Here is an 18368-nt window from a genome sequence, read left to right on the forward strand (position 1 = left end):
CCATCATGCGGCCGCCAATACGGATCTCGTTCGCGAGGAGGATGCCCCCCCTACCATCGACTGTACGAGGATGAAAGATCAGGGGTTTGGCCGTATCATCAACATCGCCTCTGTGAACGGCCTCACTGGTTTTGCCGGGAGGAAGCCTACAACTCGGGCGAAGCACGGGGTGATTGGCTTGACCCGAGTGGCTGTGCTCGAAGGCGCGACGCACGGGATCACGGTCAACGCCCTGTGCCCCAGGATACGTCGATACGCCGTTGGTTCGCAACCAGCTGGCAGATTTGGCACGGACACGTAATGTGCCGGTTGAACGCGTGCTGTAGACAGTGATCTACCCGCTTGTTCCGTAGCGGTGCTTGCTCACTCCGCAGGAGGTTGCCGATTACCCCGTCTTCCTCGCGTCCGACAAGGCCCGCAGCGTGACCGGCCAGGCCGTCGTGATCGACGGAGGGTACCGCGCGCAATGACCCATAGCGCCGCCAGAGCACAACCATAGGAATTCCCGTCCTTTTTCGAATCGGGGCCACTCCCCCTCTTGTCACGCGCCCCCGTTTTCGTTATAGTGTCTACGTGATACGATTGAAACCGTTTTATGAAACTGTTTTATGAAAGCGCTTCTGGAGGGGATTGGGCTTCGTCGATGAAGGTCACGATTCGCACTGTAGCAAAGCACGCTGGAGTATCCCCAGCCACGGTCTCACGTGTGTTGAATGACCCAGACAAAGTCGGAGTGGAAACGCGCCGGAAGGTGCAGCGGGCCATGGAGGAGCTCGATTTTCGGCCAAACGCGATTGCCCGCGGTTTGAGTGTTCAGCACATGAACACGATTGGGCTGTTGGTACCGGGCATCCATGGCCTGTTTTTCAATGAACTCTATCAGGGTATTGAAGAGGCGGCGTGGGCGCACGGGATGAAGGTGCTGCTGTTCGATGCTCAATTGGACGAACACCGGGCGCTGGACGGGTTTACGTTTCTGAAACAGCATCAGGTGGCCGGAATTATCTTTACGAGCGGATCGATCACGGACGATTACCAGGCCATGATTGACCGTTTGGGGATTCCGGTGGTGCTGGCCTTGACCCACTCACGCATTCGTCCGCTGGCCGCGTTTCGTACGGACGATGTAAAAGCCGCGTTTGATGCGACCGCCTACCTCATCACTCGGGGACATCGGCGCATCGCGATGGTCGCCGGGCCACCGGACAACGATGTGGCAGGCGCCACTCGCATTGAAGGCTATCGCCAGGCGCTCGCGCACTACGGTCTGGAGTATCATCCTGAACTCCTAGACTACGGGGATTTTCACTTTCACGAAGGCTATCGCGCGATGAACCGTATCGTGGCCCGAGTGGGGCGGGACGCGTTTTCCGCTGTGTTTGCCGCGAGCGACGAAATGGCCCTGGGGGCGATCCGCTGTCTCGCGGAACACGGGTTGCGGGTTCCGGACGAGGTTTCGGTGATGGGCTTTGACAACCTACACGTGGCCGAAATGATGACCCCGGGGCTGACCACGGTGGCTCAGCCGTTTCACGAGATTGGCCGCCAGGCGGTCGAGTGCCTGTTGCATGCGATTGCGACCGGATCGAAGGAGGCTTATGGGGGCATTCACTTGCTTCCCCATCAAATTATCGAGCGCGGCACGGTAAGAGTGATTGCGCACGAATCAAGCTTGTTTTCATCGTCGGATGCACGAGCCATTTCACGATAGATGATGCAGCGGTTGTGCATCAAGATCTCAATCACGGAGGGGTCCTGTGATGAAAGGTAAGAACAAAGCTATGGCGGCCGGAGTTTCTGCGCTCCTTGCGTGCAGCGTTGTAGCCGGGTGTGGAACAAGCAGCAGTCCATCGAACACGGCGAATGCCACAAACACCGCAAACGCGGGAGCCAAGGGGGGCAGTAAGCCCATCGACTTTTCCCATGCCAAGGGGACCATCGTCTGGGCGGCGCCGCCTATCACGCACACGGGTTTGCGCAAGACGTTGATTCAGAAGTTTGAACAGGAATATCCGAACATCAAAGTGAAGCTGCAAAACCAGGACAGCAACACAGACACTGACCGTGCCAGCCTGACGACCGCGATTGGGGGCGGATCGAACACCCCGGACGTATATTTGGGTGACGTCGTATGGCCGGCTCAGTTTGCGGCAAACCAGCTGGCGGAGCCGTTGAGCGGTCTCGTTCCGAATTCTTTCTGGAATCGGTTTGCGGACGGGTTGGTCCAAGGGGCGACCTATAAAGGCAAGGTGTACGCGGCTCCATTCTTTGTCGATACGGCTTTCCTCTATTATCGCAAGGATTTGCTGAAGAAGGCGGGCCTTCCGGTGCCGAAGACATGGGCGGACGTACAGAAGGACTCCGAGATTTTGCAGAAAAAGGGCCTCGTCAAGTACGGGTTTGTCTGGCAGGGGGCGTCCTATGAAGGCCTGTTATGCGATTTCGACGAGTACCTGGCGGACGCTGGTGGACAGGTGTTGGGCAGTGACGGGAAGCCGGCTCTCGACTCCGCAGCTGGAAAGAAAGCGCTGAACTTTATGCGCGGCCTTATCACCAGCGGGGTATCTCCAACTTCAGAAGTGCAGTTCCAAGAGAACGAGTCCCTCAACGTCTTCACGGAAGGGAATGCGGCCTTCTTGCGCAATTGGTCGTACGCCTGGCCAAGCTCGCAGGATCCGAAAGCCTCGAAGGTGGTGGGGAAAGTCGGTGTGACGGCGCTCCCGTCGTTTTCTGGCGGCCCCGGTTATAGCACTATTGGTGGTTGGGACCTATATATCAACCCGCATACCAAGAATCTCCCGGCTGCCTTGGCGTTCATCGACTGGATGACCGGCAAAGAGGCACAGACCATTCTGGCTAAAGACTTTAGTGAGATTCCCACCAACAAACAGGTGCAGAACGATCCGACCGTCAAGCAAAAGAGCCCCATCTTTGCGATTGTGCCAAAGGTCAAGTATGTATCTCGGCCCTCTCAGAATCCGAATTACCCGGCCATCGCGAAAGCCGTGTATTCCAATGTCAATGCGGCTTTGGCGGGAAGCGTGAGCACGAATCAGGCACTGAGCAATGCTTCGAAGCAGATTGAGTCTGCGCTGGGCGGTAACGGCGGGCTCTAAGAGGTGGTGCGCTAGAGGTGGTCTATAAATAAATCGGAAATGTGTTCCAAGAAGCGGGGACGGTCCCGCTTCTTGGCGGTACGGAGGGAAGGGAGATGGCGATGAGTCGAACAGAGACTTGGTCCGTTACGGAACCGTCCCCGCGGGACAAGTCGCTTCTAGACAGCCAGCGCCGCACTGGGTACGGCATGTTGTTGCCGATGGGAATCGTGATTGCGGCCGTGACGTTATTTCCGATTTTGTACTCCGTTTGGATGAGTCTCAACGATGTGCAGTTGACAAGCAGTGGATTCTCGTTATCGTTTACCGGCCTGTCGAACTATCATGCCATTGTGTCCAGCGGTTTGTTCTGGCACAGTGTTTGGTTCACCGTTTACTACGCGGTTGTCACTGTGGTCCTTGAACTGTTCTTCGGGATGTTGATTGCTCTTGCCATCAATGGCGTACGTCGACTGAAGGATGTCTCGCTTGTCATCATGCTCATTCCCTGGTCGCTTATCACGGTGATCTCCGCGCAAATGTGGGCCTACATTTATAACGGAGTGTACGGAGTTCTCAATGCGATTTTGCAAGCCCTGCATCTAATCGGGGCGCCTGTCACGTGGCTGGGAACACCGAGCCTAGCGATTATCGCCATGATGGTTGCAGATATCTGGAAGACAACCCCGTTTGTGGTCATTATCTTGTTGGCTGGGTTGCAGATGATTCCCGATGAGTATTATGAAGCCGCTTATATGGATGGAGCCAACCGCTGGCACGCGTTTTGGCACGTGACCTTCCCTCTGCTTCGCGGCAGCATCGCCCTCGCCGGCTTGTTCCGCATCTTGCAGGCGTTTGGCGTTTTCGACCTGCCGTTTGTCTTAACGAATGGCGGGCCCGGAACGGCAACCGAGTCGCTGGCCATTCTCGGGTATGAGACGTTGTTCCAAAACTTGCATTTTGGCACCGGTACCGCGATTGCAGTTGCCACAGTGCTGATGGTGCTGGTGGTTTGTCTCGTGTTTCTGTCTGCGTTCCGATCCCTGGTTGAATCGGAGGGAGCCTGATGGTTCAATCGAAGTCCCGCACTGTGTTTGGCTATATCGTGTTGATTGCGTTCTTGGTGCTCATTTTACTTCCGTTCATTTGGATGTTACTGACTTCCTTCAAGCCGGGCTTGGAAATCAGTCAGTATCCGCCGACCTTTTTACCAAGACACTTTACCTTCGGTAACTATTCTGACGCGTTTCATCGCTACGGATTTGCCCATTACATTGAAAACAGCGTCTTGGTGTCGGTGGTGAGCACGTTTTTGGTCTTGGTTTTGGCGAGTATGGCCGGTTTTGCCGTGGCGCGTTTGCCCATCCGAAGCAAGGGAGCCCTGATGATTGCGTTGTTGGTCATCTCGATGTTTCCGCCAATCGCCATTGTCACGCCGTTATACATGTTGCTGCGCACCGCCGGATGGTTGAACTCATACCAAGCCTTAATCATTCCGTATACAGCGTTCAACTTACCGTTTGCCGTCTGGATCCTCCGCAATTATTTCCTGCAGGTGCCGGGGGCACTGCTTGAAGCGGCGACCGTCGATGGGGCGACCGTCTTTCAGTCGTTTTGGCGCATCTTCCTACCGCTGACCAAACCGGGTCTGTTCACGGCCGCGGTCTTCACGTTTGTTGCCGCGTGGACGGAATTCTTTATGGCCTTGGTTTTCAACTCTGCGGACAACATGCGCACCATTCCGGTTGGCATTGCACTCTTTAGCGGCCAGTACAACGTGCCGTACGGCACCATTTTCGCCGGTTCTGTGGTGTCGATTGTGCCGATTGTGGTGTTGGTGATTGTATTTCGGAAGTGGATTGTCAGCGGCTTGACGAATGGAGCCGTCAAAGGCTGACAGTCAAAGGCTGACCTTGGATGCCCTGGCGTTTCGACAGCCTTCACCGCGCTGCGGCTTAACTTGGTCTACCGATTTTTTCGCGGTTCATGCGTGGTAGAATAGGATTGAGAAGCTACCGGAAAGGACGGGACGCGAATGCCCGGTACGGTGACCGAGACGCTTTATGACGCGGCGCGGCCAGTCTGGGAGGCTGCGATGGATCACCCGTTTTTGCGCGAACTGGCAGCGGATAGCCTGCCCCTAGCGAAGTTTCGGCAGTACATGTGTCAAGACTACGTGTACCTTATCGATTACAGCAAGCTGTTTGCCTGGGCTGTGATGAAAGCACCAAAACTTCAGTGGGCCGCCCGCTTTGCCGACCTGCTCCAATCGACCTTGAATCACGAAATGAACTTGCATCGCGCCTACGCTGCGCAGTTTGGTATCTCAGTAGAAGAACTCGAGACGACCGAGCCGCTGCCGGTCACCCTCGCGTATACGAAGTACCTGCTGGATGCGGCGGCGCACGGAGATTTGGCAGAACTCCTTGCTGCGCTCTTGCCTTGCGCCTGGCTGTATTGGGAGGTGGGGTGTAAGCTCGCTGCGGACAACCAGCTGACACCAGATTCTCCCTATCGTGCCTGGGTGGAACAGTACTCGGACCCACGCTTTGGTGAGTTGACCGCCTGGCTACGGTCATGTCTGGATGAACTAGCGGCCGGTCTGCCCGACTGGCGAATTGACCGCCTACGCGAACGGTTTGTCACCGCCAGTCGGTTTGAGTACATGTTTTGGGACGCTGCGTATCAGGGGGCGGGTTGGCCGATTTCTTGATCCGCTCCAAGATTGTTCGTTTTAAGACGGGCCTTCATGGGGAGGTAGTACAGGGCTGCGGCGACCACGGCCAAGACAAATCCCAATCGCTATCGCGCCGCTCTGGTGCCTCGCCAAACCACAATGCGCTAACCGTCGTCGCCACCGACATTCCCTTCGTACAGGTTCACCATGGTGATGGCCAGTACCTCCAGAACAATCAGCAAGTAGACGAGGATGCCTACGCCCGTTCCAGCCAAGTATCCGAAGTAAGCGACCATCGCTCCGGGACGGGCAAATCTCCTTTCGCAACTGCCATGCCGAGCTTGATTTGGGTTTAAGAGTCTGAATAGTTTCACTTGTACGTATTCTGGGATGGATAACCGAAGAACCTCTCTGATTTTACGCGTTGGCAATTCGTGCTTCTGTCAGAGCTTGACGTACGTTGAGAGCATGGGAGGTGGCCGAACGATGGTGCGAGAAATCCGCGCTCCGCGCGGAAGTCAGAGACAATGTAAAGGTTGGGAACAGGAAGCGGCGCTCAGGATGCTGATGAACAACCTGGACAAAGAGGTGGCAGAGCGGCCCGAGGACCTGGTGGTCTATGGGGGCATCGGCAAGGCGGCGCGCAATTGGGCGTGCTTGGAAGCGATTGTGGCCAGCCTCAAAGAGCTGGAGAACGACGAGACCTTGTTGATTCAATCCGGGAAACCGGTCGGCAAGTTTCGCACCCATGAGGATGCCCCACGGGTGCTCCTGTCCAACTCCATGCTGGTGCCGGCCTGGGCCACCTGGGACCACTTTCGCGAGTTGGAGCAGAAAGGCCTGATGATGTACGGCCAGATGACGGCCGGATCGTGGATATACATCGGGTCGCAGGGGATTTTGCAGGGCACGTACGAAACGTTTGCAGCGGCGGCGAAACAAAAGGGCTTATCGAGCCTGCGCGGAACCCTGACTGTCACGGCCGGACTTGGCGGCATGGGCGGCGCGCAGCCACTGGCGGTGACGATGAACGAAGGCGTGGTCATCGTGGTCGAAGTTGATGCCCAGCGTATCCAGCGGCGCATCGAGACCGGCTACCTGGACGAGATGGCCACGTCGCTCGACGACGCGCTTGTCCGGGCGCATGCGGCCCAGGATACCGGCCGTCCGCTCTCCATCGGCCTCTTGGGCAACGCGGCGGAGGTGCTGCCGGAGTTGGTCCGACGCGGGGTGGTACCGGATTTCGTGACGGATCAAACCTCTGCGCACGATCCGCTTCACGGCTATGTCCCGCTGGGTCTGACGCTGGCCGAGGCGTTGGCGCTGCGCCAGTCGGCTCCTGATGAATATATACGCCGCGCGAAGGCGAGCATGGCTGTGCACGTGCAGGCGATGCTCGACCTGAAAGCGCGGGGCAGTACGGTGTTTGACTATGGCAACAATATCCGGCAGGTGGCGTACGACGAAGGGGTCAAGGATGCCTTTGCCTTTCCCGGGTTTGTGCCGGCGTACATCCGCGACCTGTTTTGCGAGGGCAAGGGGCCGTTTCGTTGGGCGGCGCTGTCGGGCGATCCGGCCGACATCTATAAAACGGATGAATTGGTGCTGAACCTATTCCCGGAAGATGACCACCTGCGGCGCTGGATCTCGTTGGCCCGGGAAAAGGTTCACTTTCAGGGCTTGCCGGCGCGCATCTGCTGGTTGGGGTACGGAGAGCGCGCCCGGTTTGGTCTCGCCATCAACGATATGGTGCGGCGGGGCGAGATTTCGGCGCCGATTGTGATTGGCCGCGACCACCTCGATTGTGGATCGGTCGCCAGTCCGAACCGCGAGACGGAGGCCATGCAGGACGGCAGCGACGCGGTGGCCGACTGGCCGATTCTGAACGCGCTCATCAACACAGCGGCTGGCGGGAGCTGGATTTCGGTCCATCACGGCGGCGGTGTGGGCATGGGGTATTCCATCCACGCCGGGATGGTTGTGGTGGCGGACGGATCGGACCGGGCGGAGCGAAAGTTGGCTCGGGTCTTGACCACCGACCCAGGCATGGGCATCGTCCGTCACGCAGACGCGGGCTACGAGAAGGCCAAACAGGTAGCGAAAGCGCGGGGGGTCCACATCCCGATGGGCACGTAACTGGCAGCGTGTGAGTGTGAGGTGACGTGTGTGAGGAGGGGTGCCGTGTGCAGGTGGATCTGCTGATTGAAAACGGCCGCCTGGCCACACTGGCCGGGGGCAGTGGAGCACGGTGCGGTCAGGCGATGCGGGATGTGGGATGGATGGAGCGGGGGGTGCTCGGGATTCGCGGCGGAAACATCGTGTTCGTCGGCGACGCCCATGCTGCGGCCAAAGCCGGCCTGACCCCGGCAGAGACGTGGGATGCCGGCGGCCGTTTGATCACGCCCGGTCTGGTCGATCCGCACACCCACCTGGTGCATGCGGGATCGCGCGCGAACGAGTTGCGCCTCAAGCTGGAAGGGGTGCCCTACCTAGACATCCTGCGCCAGGGTGGGGGTATTCTGGCGACGGTGCGGGAAACCCGGCAAGCGACGGAAGCGGAGCTGGTTAAGCAGGCCTGTCTGTCGCTCACACGCATGCTGGAGCAGGGTGTGACGACCGTGGAGGCGAAGAGCGGGTATGGCCTGGACCGGGAGACGGAGTTGAAACAGCTGCGGGTAGCCCGGTGGCTTGAGAACGAACAGCCGGTGGAGTTGGTGTCCACGTTCCTGGGGGCGCACGCGCTGCCGCCGGAATATCGGGGAAACGCGGATGGGTTTCTGGCTCACATGCGGACGGTGGCGGCCGAGGTACGGCGTGATGGTCTGGCTGAGTTTTGCGACATTTTCTGTGAGGACGGGGTGTTCTCCGTTCCGCAGAGTCGCCAATACCTATCTGCCTGCCGTGAGTTGGGGTTCGCTCTCAAATTGCACGCGGATGAAATCGAGCCTTTGGGCGGTGCCGAACTGGCGGCTGAACTGGGCGCCGTTAGCGTGGATCACGTCATTCACGCCTCTTCGCAGGGGCTCACAGCCTGCGCCAAGGCGGGGGTCATCCTGGTGCTGTTGCCCGGTACGTCGTGGAACCTGGGGGCGAAACCGGCTGACGCGCGGTTTATCATCGACCAGGCGGAGGGGGCGGTGGCGCTGGCGACCGATTATAACCCGGGCAGCTGCCCCAGTGAATCCTTACAGCTGATGATGGCTCTGGCCGCGAATCTGTACCGGATGACGCCGGAGGAAATCCTGACGGCCGTCACGCGCAACGCCGCATACGCCATCGGCCGCGGGCGCCGCATTGGCAGCCTTGAGGTCGGCAAGCAGGCGGATATTTGTGTCTGGGAGACCGATGACTTGGCATACATCCCGTATCATTTTGGCATCAATCACATTCGCGCCGTGTTTAAGCGTGGCGTGCAGGTGGTGGATAACGGGCGCGTCGTGGCGGCGGATGTGAGGACGACTGGGGGTGAAGCGTGATGATAGCTCACGTGCAGCGTCCCGGCTGGTGTTTTCGCGACCACCTCGATCCGAAGGTCAGCGATTGGATTCAGCCGTACCCGGACGACGCTGGGGTTAGGCCGTGCTTCGACCTCGCTCTGCTTGGCGCGCCGCTTAGCAAAACGTCCATCAGCCACTCGGCGGCATTTCGGCTGCCGGATGCCATCCGGACCGCGTTTCAGGCGCTCACGCCCTATAGCCTCGAACACCAGTTGGACCTCCGTGAGTCGCTGAAGGTGGTCGACCTCGGCGACGTGCGCATGCACTTGACTGACCTTGCCCGCTGTCATGAAGCCATCGAGGCGGCGGTGGCGTCATACTGGGAGACGTACCTGGCGCCGTTGGTCATGTTGGGGGGAGACCACTCGACGACCGGTTGCGCCGTGTTAGGGATGGCGCGCGCCCGTGAAGAGAATATCGGCATTGTTCACTTTGACGCCCATCACGATGTTCGCAACCTGGAGGATGGGGGGCGTCACAACGGCACGCCGTTTCGTACGATTCTGGAATCCGGGCGGGTCGAAGGGCGGCACATGGTCCAGATTGGTTTGCGCGATTACGTGAACGCCAAAGCGTACCACGAATACGTCAAGCAGCATGGCGTCACGGTGGTGACCGCGCGGCAGGTGCGTCGACAGGGGCTGGCGGCACTCGTTCAGGAGGCCTGGCACACCGCGAGCAGTGGCACCGACTGCGTCTATGTCAGCTTCGATATGGACGTGCTCGACCAAAGCCTCGTTCCAGGGGTACCCGCGCCGAGCCCTGGCGGCCTCTCCTTTACAGAGACCGTGGATGCGCTGGAGTGGTTGGGGATGCAGCCGAATGTGGCCATGATGGACATCGTTTGTGCCGATCCGTCCCAAGATGTCCGCGACCTGACGACGCGGGTGGCCGCTCACCTGACGCTGGCTTTCATCACCGGGGTCGCGTTGCGGATGAGGGCGTCCCAAGCGACTGAAGGAGCGGAGTGACCGATGCAGAGCGTGCCGGCCAAAGCCGACCAACCTTCACGCTACGGAAACAAACCTTTGTCTGCTGTCGACAAACCTTTGCCTTGTCATGCGACTTTACGTATACTATAAGGCAACGGATTTTTCGATGAAGTGAAAAACCCCAACAGCTGTGAAGGGGAGAGTAGCGCGGACGGTCTCTGCCAGGGAGGCTGCGCCATAGACTGCGAGCGCGCTAGAAGATGGTCTGCGTGAAGTTCACCCTGGAGCTGCCTGCCTGAACCACGCAGTGGTCCCTTGCGTCACGAGACAGTCGCGAGAAAAAAGGAGCGGGGTTGTGCAGTAGGGCGGGCCGGGAGAGAATCCCGTTATCTCATCGTGAGTGGACCGGCGCGCAGTGTGGTTGGACACGGATATGCGCGACGCGTCAAGAAGGGTGGTACCGCGAGCAATTCGTCCCTTGGGGCGAGTTGCTTTTTTCATGGGTACGCGTTTATCGCGTGGCCCATGTGGATAGGGGCATCAACCCACGTATATTGGGTGTGAACTCAGAGAAAGCCATGGTTTTGCGGGAAAGGTTGGTGGCAGATATGACGACCCATCCGCTGCAGGCGGAAATTAGCAGCCTTCGCGATGAGGCGTTGGCAGCATTGGACGACGTGGCCCGCGGGGCGGAGTTGGACGCCGCTCATGCCGGGAAGCAGCTGGAGGCTTGGCGCGTCCAGTACTTGGGCAAGAAGGGCCCCTTGGCTCAGCTGTCGCGGCAAATGGCCAATCTGTCGAAAGAGGAGCGGCCTCGTGTCGGACAGGCGGTCAACCAGGCGCAACGAGCGCTTCAGGATGCCTTCGTCCGGACAAGACAGAAGATTGAGGAGCAAGCCTTGGCCGAACGCCTGCGTTCCGAGCGCATCGATGTCACCCTGCCTGGGCGAGCCCCGGCGCGCGGGTCTCTGCATCCGCTGACACGTGTCATCCAGGAGATTGAGGACGTGTTCCTGGGTATGGGGTTTTCCATCGCCGAAGGTCCCGAGGTGGAAACGGATCGCTATAACTTCGAGATGTTAAATATTCCTAAAGACCACCCGGCGCGCGATATGCAGGATACGTTCTATCTTACTGAGGAACTCCTGCTGCGCACGCAGACGTCGCCCATGCAGGTGCGAACGATGGAAAAAATGCGGCCGTTCGCCCCGATTAAGGTGATTTGCCCCGGCCGAGTCTACCGACGCGACGAAGACGATGCCACCCATTCGCACGCGTTCAATCAAATTGAAGGGTTGGTGGTCGATCGAGGCATCCGCATGAGCGACCTGAAAGGGGTGCTTTTGCAGTTCGCGAAAGCGGTGTTCGGCCCCGAGCAGGAGGTCCGTCTGCGGCCAAGCTTCTTCCCGTTTACGGAACCCAGCGCTGAAGTCGATGTCCGCTGTACCAACTGTGGAGGCCGTGGCTGCCGCGTCTGTAAGCATAGCGGTTGGCTGGAGATTCTCGGCGCTGGCATGGTTCATCCACATGTGCTGGACGGCGCCGGGTATGACAGTCGCGAGTTCAGTGGCTTTGCGTTCGGTATGGGTCCGGAGCGGATTGCTATGCTGAAGTATGGCATTGATGATATTCGCCTGTTGTATCAGAACGATTTGCGCTTGCTGCGTCAGTTTACGACTGCTTGATCATACGTGTTGACGAACCTTTAGGTAGGTCAGATGCGAGGGCGTTCCGACCGAGGGCATATAAGGTCGCGATGAAAGGGAGAAGTGTATGCGAGTTTCCTATCGATGGCTGTCCGAGTACGTGGATTTAGACGGGATTTCGGCCTACGACCTAGCGGAAGCTTTGACCCGCGCCGGGATTGAGGTGGAATCCGTAACGCCCCGGGTCGAGGGCGTCACGGGGGTGGTCGTTGGCCGTGTCCTCAACTGCGAGCCGCACCCGAACGCCGACCGGTTGAAGGTCTGCCGGGTGGATGTTGGACGGGAGGCGCCGTTGACGATTGTCTGCGGGGCTCCCAATGTGGCCGTCGGGCAACACGTCCCGACGGCCTTGGTCGGTGCCAAGCTGCCCGGTGGGTCCATCGGAAAGGCGAAGCTACGCGGGGTCGACTCTGAGGGAATGCTTTGTTCAGCGAAAGAGATTGGGCTGGAAGTACGCTGGCTGCCGAAGGCGCAGACGGAAGGGCTGTATATCCTGCCTGAGGATACGCCGGTTGGTGCGGACGTGGTGAAGCTGCTCGGCCTGGACGATGTCATTCTCGATATCAGCCTCACGCCCAACCGCAGCGATTGTTTGTCTCTGCGCGGTCTGGCCTATGAGGCAGCCGCCTTGTTCGAACGACCCCTTCGTTTTCCGGATCGCCAAGTTGAGGCGGAAGCGTTGGACACCGGTGCGTCTCCAGTGCGAGTGGCGTTGCAGACGCCCCGTTGTCCGCGGTACGAGGCGCAGGTATTGGAGGGTCTCGCAATCAAACCGTCACCCTTGTGGATGCAGATGCGCCTGTTGGCGATGGGGGTGCGGCCAATTGACGTGGTGGTCGACGTCACCAACTATGTCATGCTCGAGTGGGGCCAACCCTTGCACGCGTTTGACTTTGATCAGGTGCGAAAGGGCACGATTATCGTCCGTCAGGCCGCCCCTGGAGAGCCGATTACGACCTTGGATGGGCAGGCGCGGGAGTTGGATGAGGACGTCATCGTGATTGCGGATGTGGACCGGGCCATCGGCATTGCCGGCGTGATGGGCGGTGAAAACTCGGAGATTACTGCGGCCACCCGGCGCGTGGTCTTGGAGTCGGCCCGCTTTGACGCGGCCAGCGTTCGTCGCACCGGGCAAAAGCTAGGACTACGTTCGGAAGCCCAGCAGCGATTTGAAAAAGGGATCGATCCGCTCGCTGTCCGTGGAGCGATGATTCGGGCCAAGCAGCTCTTGGTGGAGCTGGCGGGGGCGACGCCGGTTGGCGGGCTTGTCTGCGCAGAACAGGGGGATTCCGAACAGCCTGTATCGATTCCCTTTTCACCGCAGGCGGCGAACCAGCTTCTGGGTACCCGCTTGCCGGAGACAGAAATGGAACGAATTTTCACCCGCTTAGGGTTCTCGGTACAGCGACGCCAGGGGGACGTATGGAAAGTCGGGGTTCCCACGCGACGGCCCGACATTCGCTTACAGGCCGATTTAGTGGAGGAGATTGGCCGCCTGCACGGCTACGACGACATCCCTGCGACGCTCCCGACGGGACCAACCACCCTTGGCGTGCGTACGCCGGGTCAACGGCTGCGGAAACAAACCCGGGAAGTGTTGGCGGCACAAGGCATGCACGAGGTATTCACGTACACCTTATGGCATCCGGACGTTTTGGACGCCTTGCGCATTCCGGAAGGCTCTCCGTATCGGCAGATGATTCCGCTGCTACGCCCGATGTCCGATGAGCGCATCGCCTTGCGGACGCACATGCTGCCCGGCTTAGCTCAGGTGGCTGTCCACAATCTCAGTCACGGTGTGGAGGGAGGGGCCATTTTCGAAATCGGCCGCGTCTATTGGCCGGAGGAACTGCCCCTGACGAAACAGCCGCAAGAAGTCAATCAATGGGCGGGCCTGTGGTTCGGCGAGCAGCCCGTCCGCCTCTGGCAACCCGGTCGCGCTTACGACTTCTACGATGCTAAAGGCGTCCTCGAAGGCTGGTTGGAGAGTCTCGGCCTGCGTGACCGTGTGGAGTTTCGTCCGGATCAAACCATTTCTTGGCTGCATCCTGGGAGGTGCGCCCGTGTCGTTCTCGATGGTCAGCAGGAGATTGGCAGTATCGGGGAGCTGCATCCGGAAACCGCGGCCCGACTCGGGACGGGACCCGCGATTTACGCGGAATTTCGCCTGGATCTCCTGGAGACGGAGTGGGACCGAGTGTGGAAGGTGCGTCGACTTCCGCGCTTCCCAGCTATCCGCAGGGACTTGGCTGTGCTGGTCCCTGACCACGTGGAGGCGGCCGATTTACTGGCCCAGGCGCGCCAGGTGGCGAAAGACCAAGGCGACATTCTCCAAGACTGTCGGGTGTTTGACGTATATGTCGGACAAGGGATTCCCGAGGGTGAAAAGAGCGTCGCGGTGACCTTTACGTACCAATCGGATGAGCGGACGCTGACGGATGAAGAGACAGAAGAGGTGGAGAAGGCGATTCTCGCCGCCTGGGCCGACCGATTTGGCGCCCGCCTGCGCGGCTGACGCAAAAATCGATGGTCGGGCAGGAGTTTGACGGCTTCGGCACGAACTCTCTTATCATCCCGTGTGAAATAAGGCATGCTCATGCGATGGGGGGCTCCTCGTGGCGAAAGAAGAAGAAGTGAACCGCGCACGCGTCTTCATCCTTGGTACGGAATACACGCTCCGCGGGAACGCGTCCGTCGCGCACCTGCGTCAGGTTGCGGATAAAGTGGATGCGGTCATGGAGCAGGTGGCCAAGGCAAACCCCCAGCTTGAGTCGCGGCGTGTTGCAGTACTGGCAGCCATCAACTTAGCGGATGAGCTCATTCGCTTGCAGAATGAATACCAGGAGTTGCTGGAGCTGTTGGAAGAGCAAACGGCTGCAGCGACACGGGAATCGGAGCATCCCGGCCGGGATTCCTGATTGCAGCTATGAGTGGGGTGTCCATTTTGGACATGTTGGATTTGATCATCGGGATTGTGGTGTTGTTGGCGGCGTGGAAAGGGTATCAACAAGGGCTGTTTCGTGAGGTGATGCGTCTTGTCGGGGTGGGTGTGGCGTATGTGGGCGCGCTTTGGTTGCGTCCGTACATCGCCCCCATCCTCGCACAGACGCATTGGATTCCCCACACATCCACACCAGGCATTGGGCAGTGGCTCGGGGACGCCAACAGCGCGCTTGCATTCTTTCTCGCGTTTGTCGTTATCTTTGTCGTGGTGCGCGTGCTGATTGGGTTTTTGGATACTGTTTTTCGGTTACCGGTTCTGTCCCAATTGAATCGATTGGCCGGTCTTGTGGCGAGTGTCGTGTTTGCCTTGGCCGTGATGTACGTCTTGACTCTGGTTTTACACTACGTACCCAATTCCCGCGTGCAGCAACAATTAAACCAGTCGAAGATTGCCTCCTGGTTTGAACAAAGACACTTTGCCGTGACGACCGAACACGCCGCCTCCAATCTTTAGTGGAAATTAATACAAATGCAACTCGAAAGAAAAAACAGAGACGATCCAGGCCAAAGATCGTCTCCTTTTATTTGCTACGAGCTGTTGGGTTTACGTATCCCGACTGCGACGGAATTCGGTCGGAACAAACAGGTCAATGATGCCGATGACCAGCGAGGCCAACAGCGCGCCGAGGACGGTAACCCGCATGCCGGGTACGACGAGTTGGGTCAGGTAAAGGATGACTGCACTGACGATGAACCCGACCAATCCTCGTCCGTAGGGCGAAATGCGGCGCCCGAACAAGGCTTCGACCGCCCACCCCAAAAGGGCAATCACCACGGCCGCCACCAGCGCGGTCCAAAAGTTTACCACTGTGAAACCGGGTACCAGAAACCCAACAAACATCAGGACTAGAGCGGATACGATGAAGCGGACAATCGTTCCCAGCCAGTTCATGCCGCTCCTCCTTTCCATGCGTTGTACCTTTAGCCTGTCCGCAATCCGGCATTCTCATGTGCTACAATGGGTTGGAACTTGCGGCCACTATGCGTCGCCCGGTCTCAGTGTCTCCCGGTTTGGGCGGAGCTATGTGGCGTCGGAAGCGAGGACTGAATGATGGCCATCGACGAACGTACATATACCATCCTGGAATTTGACAAGGTCATAGACGAGATCGTGGAACGAGCCGCTACTTCCCTGGGCCGAGAGCGCATCAAAGCCATGCGTTGTCTGCCAACCCCTGAGGCGGCGGACGAGGAATTGGAGTGTGTCGATGAAGCGTTGCGGATGCTGTTTCAGTTTGGTGTGCCACCGTTCGGAGGGGTGAGCGACATTCGCGGCAGTTTGCAGAATGCGCAAATTGGCAGCACCCTCAGCCCGCACGCCCTGGTCGCGGTCGCGGATTTGCTCGAGGCGACTCGCCGTATCCGTCGATATATCCTCCGCCATGGCGGGGAATCCTTTCCCCGGTTGCAGAACACGGTTCAGGAATTGTTTGAGGACCGGACGGTGGAAGAGAAAATTCGCCATGCGCTCGATGTCGACGGGACGGTGCTCGATGAGGCCAGCCCAACCCTTCGCCAGCTGCGCGCCGAACGACGGACGGTACAGGCGCGTGTCCGCGAAGTCTTGGATGGATTTTTACGTTCTCACCAGAAGATTCTCCAAGATCCGATCGTTGCCATGCGCGGCAACAGTCTGTGTCTGCCGGTGCGTGTGGAGTACAAGAATCAGATTCGCGGCATCATCCGGGATTACTCGGCTTCCGGAGCGACGGTTTATATTGAACCGCAGGCAGTCGTTGAACAAAACCAACGCGCCGAGCGCTTGGCGGTGGAGGAAGAGCGGGAAATTGAACGGATACTCCACACCCTCTCCCAGGCTGTGGGCGCTATCAGTAAACCGCTTTTCGCCAACGTGGAGATTCTCGCTCTGCTTGACAGTTGGTTCGCCAAGGCGGAATGGGCCAAGCGCGAGGATGCCTTGCGGCCGCGCATCCGCTTGGACGGAGTCTGGGACCTGCGACAGGCTCGCCACCCACTGCTGCCCCGTGCAGAGGCGGTCCCTCTGGACATCCGGTTCGGCGAATCATTTCACATGGTATTGATTACGGGACCGAACACGGGCGGCAAGACGGTGACCCTAAAGACCGTCGGATTGCTCACCTTATTGGCCATGGCTGGGTGTTTTCTCCCCACGGGACACACGAGCGAGGTTGCATGGTGTCAGACCCTCTGCGTGGATATCGGCGATGAACAGAGCATTGAACAGAGCCTGTCCACATTCTCATCCCATATGCGAAACATTGTGGCCATGCTGCAGTCTGCCACCAAGGATAGCCTTGTCCTCCTCGACGAACTCGGCGCGGGGACCGATCCGTCCGAAGGCGCGGCCCTGGCCATGGCGATACTCGATGAATTTTACGCACGTGGCAGTCGTGTCATCGCCACGACCCATTATCCGGAACTGAAGGCGTACGCGTTCCGTCACCCGTCGGCCGTGAACGCGAGCGTCGAGTTTGACGTGGACACGCTGCGCCCGACCTACCGGCTGCGGGTGGGGGTGCCCGGTCGTTCCAATGCCATCACGATTGCGGCCCGCCTCGGTCTGCCCGAGCGGGTCGTGGAGCGCGCCCGCCATGGCTTGGAAGCGGAAAACATACGTATGGAGGACGTTATTTCTCAGATGGAATCGGCCCGCAGACAGGCAGAGGAGGCGTTGGCCGAGGCGGAGCAGGAAAAAGCGCGAGCCAAGGAGCTGCGTGAAGCTTGGGAACGACGAAACGAGCGGCTGCTCTCTGAGGAACAGCGACGCCGCGATGAGGCCGCGGCCCTGGCCAAGGCCATCGTCGAGAACGCGCGCCGGGAAGCGGAAGCGGTGATTCAAGAATTGCGGCAGCTACGTGCCGAGACCGTCAAAGACCATGAGCTTGTAGAGCTGCGAAAACGCCTGGAATCTGCGGTTCCCGACGCGATGGAGCGACCGCGAACGGATCGCAAAACGACGCAGGAATCGATTCCAGTGGGGGCCGTTGTACGGGTGCTGTCCGTCGGACAAAAGGGCGAGGTCGTGGAGGTCGCGGAGGGTGGCCGAGAAATCGTCGTGCAGCTGGGGCTTTTGCGAATGAAGGTGAACGCAGATGAGGTTGAACTCCTAGAGCGGCCGAAAGCGCAGGCGCAGACCGCCGGGGTCCGCCGCAGTGCCGTGAAGTCGGTGCCCCTGCAGATGGACGTCCGCGGGGAGACTCTGGACGAGGCCCTGTACCGCGTGGATAAATACTTGGATGACGCCGTGGTCGCCCACTTGCCGCGGGTGACGGTGATTCACGGAAAGGGAACCGGCGTTCTGCGCGATGGGGTACGCCGGTTTCTGGGCAATCACCAGCACGTCAAGTCCTGGGCGCCCGGGGGACCGGGAGAAGGCGGCGATGGAGCCACCGTGGTGACTTTGAACATATAGGTAGCGGGGGGCCGGTGTTCAACATCCTTGACGTAACAAGAACAAATGGAGCGCGATTCACTGT

Annotated in this window: 15 protein-coding genes and 1 pseudogene; 14 read left to right on the forward strand and 2 right to left on the reverse strand. The window is 59.1% G+C overall.

The window, feature by feature from the left end:
• Positions 1-70: 70 nt before the first annotated feature.
• The 6 genes and pseudogenes from H522_RS16655 to tenA all read left to right on the forward strand — a co-directional run.
• A pseudogene (locus H522_RS16655) lies at positions 71-470 on the forward strand (SDR family oxidoreductase); the annotation flags it as partial.
• A gap of 173 nt (positions 471-643) precedes the next feature.
• Positions 644-1711 (forward strand): LacI family DNA-binding transcriptional regulator, encoded by a 1068-nt coding sequence (locus H522_RS16660; protein ID WP_035451944.1) that lies wholly within the window; start codon positions 644-646, stop codon positions 1709-1711.
• Between the two features lie 49 nt (positions 1712-1760).
• The gene (locus tag H522_RS0100605) at positions 1761-3116 is read left to right on the forward strand and encodes an ABC transporter substrate-binding protein (protein ID WP_026960818.1); all 1356 of its coding nucleotides are present in this window, start codon (positions 1761-1763) and stop codon (positions 3114-3116) included.
• Between the two features lie 95 nt (positions 3117-3211).
• A complete protein-coding gene (locus H522_RS0100610; RefSeq protein WP_245577957.1) occupies positions 3212-4162 on the forward strand; it encodes a carbohydrate ABC transporter permease in 951 nt (316 codons plus the stop codon).
• Entirely contained in the window at positions 4162-4992 is an 831-nt protein-coding gene (locus H522_RS0100615; protein ID WP_026960820.1) for a carbohydrate ABC transporter permease, read from the forward strand. Before H522_RS0100610 ends, H522_RS0100615 begins: the two co-directional genes overlap by 1 nt.
• Positions 4993-5130: 138 nt before the next feature.
• Positions 5131-5808 (forward strand): thiaminase II, encoded by a 678-nt coding sequence (gene tenA / locus H522_RS0100620; RefSeq protein ID WP_026960821.1) that lies wholly within the window; start codon positions 5131-5133, stop codon positions 5806-5808.
• Positions 5809-5936: 128 nt separating this feature from the next.
• Here the strand turns inward: tenA and H522_RS22260 are convergent, their stop codons facing one another.
• Positions 5937-6068, reverse strand: a complete 132-nt coding sequence (locus H522_RS22260; protein WP_281173052.1) for a hypothetical protein — start codon at positions 6066-6068, stop codon at positions 5937-5939.
• Between the two features lie 190 nt (positions 6069-6258).
• Here H522_RS22260 and hutU point away from each other — a divergent pair, with 190 nt between their 5' ends.
• From hutU to H522_RS16680, 7 genes are all read left to right on the forward strand, one after another.
• Positions 6259-7908: a urocanate hydratase gene (hutU, locus tag H522_RS0100630; RefSeq protein WP_026960822.1), complete on the forward strand. Its 1650-nt coding sequence runs from the start codon at positions 6259-6261 to the stop codon at positions 7906-7908.
• A gap of 47 nt (positions 7909-7955) precedes the next feature.
• Positions 7956-9248 carry an imidazolonepropionase gene (hutI, locus tag H522_RS16665; RefSeq protein WP_035451947.1) on the forward strand — a complete coding sequence of 431 codons (1293 nt, stop codon included), beginning with the start codon at positions 7956-7958 and terminating at the stop codon, positions 9246-9248.
• Entirely contained in the window at positions 9248-10240 is a 993-nt protein-coding gene (locus H522_RS16670; RefSeq protein ID WP_051343547.1) for an agmatinase family protein, read from the forward strand. The genes hutI and H522_RS16670 overlap by 1 nt, the downstream gene beginning before the upstream one ends.
• A 584-nt stretch (positions 10241-10824) precedes the next feature.
• Positions 10825-11886 (forward strand): phenylalanine--tRNA ligase subunit alpha, encoded by a 1062-nt coding sequence (gene pheS / locus H522_RS0100645; protein ID WP_035452049.1) that lies wholly within the window; start codon positions 10825-10827, stop codon positions 11884-11886.
• Between the two features lie 88 nt (positions 11887-11974).
• On the forward strand, positions 11975-14422 hold the full coding sequence (gene pheT / locus H522_RS0100650) for a phenylalanine--tRNA ligase subunit beta (protein ID WP_026960824.1): 2448 nt from the start codon (positions 11975-11977) through the stop codon (positions 14420-14422).
• 100 nt (positions 14423-14522) lie between these two features.
• Positions 14523-14825, forward strand: a complete 303-nt coding sequence (locus H522_RS16675) for a cell division protein ZapA (protein ID WP_051343548.1) — start codon at positions 14523-14525, stop codon at positions 14823-14825.
• Positions 14826-14857: 32 nt separating this feature from the next.
• Entirely contained in the window at positions 14858-15364 is a 507-nt protein-coding gene (locus tag H522_RS16680; protein WP_245577963.1) for a CvpA family protein, read from the forward strand.
• 90 nt (positions 15365-15454) lie between these two features.
• On the opposite strand, the gene H522_RS0100665 is transcribed toward H522_RS16680, so the two are convergent.
• On the reverse strand, positions 15455-15802 hold the full coding sequence (locus H522_RS0100665) for a phage holin family protein (protein ID WP_026960825.1): 348 nt from the start codon (positions 15800-15802) through the stop codon (positions 15455-15457).
• 159 nt (positions 15803-15961) lie between these two features.
• Here H522_RS0100665 and H522_RS0100670 point away from each other — a divergent pair, with 159 nt between their 5' ends.
• Positions 15962-18304: an endonuclease MutS2 gene (locus H522_RS0100670; RefSeq protein WP_245577958.1), complete on the forward strand. Its 2343-nt coding sequence runs from the start codon at positions 15962-15964 to the stop codon at positions 18302-18304.
• The last annotated feature ends 64 nt before the right edge of the window (positions 18305-18368 follow it).

The organism is Alicyclobacillus herbarius DSM 13609 (assembly GCF_000430585.1).
Taxonomy (GTDB): domain Bacteria; phylum Bacillota; class Bacilli; order Alicyclobacillales; family Alicyclobacillaceae; genus Alicyclobacillus_G; species Alicyclobacillus_G herbarius.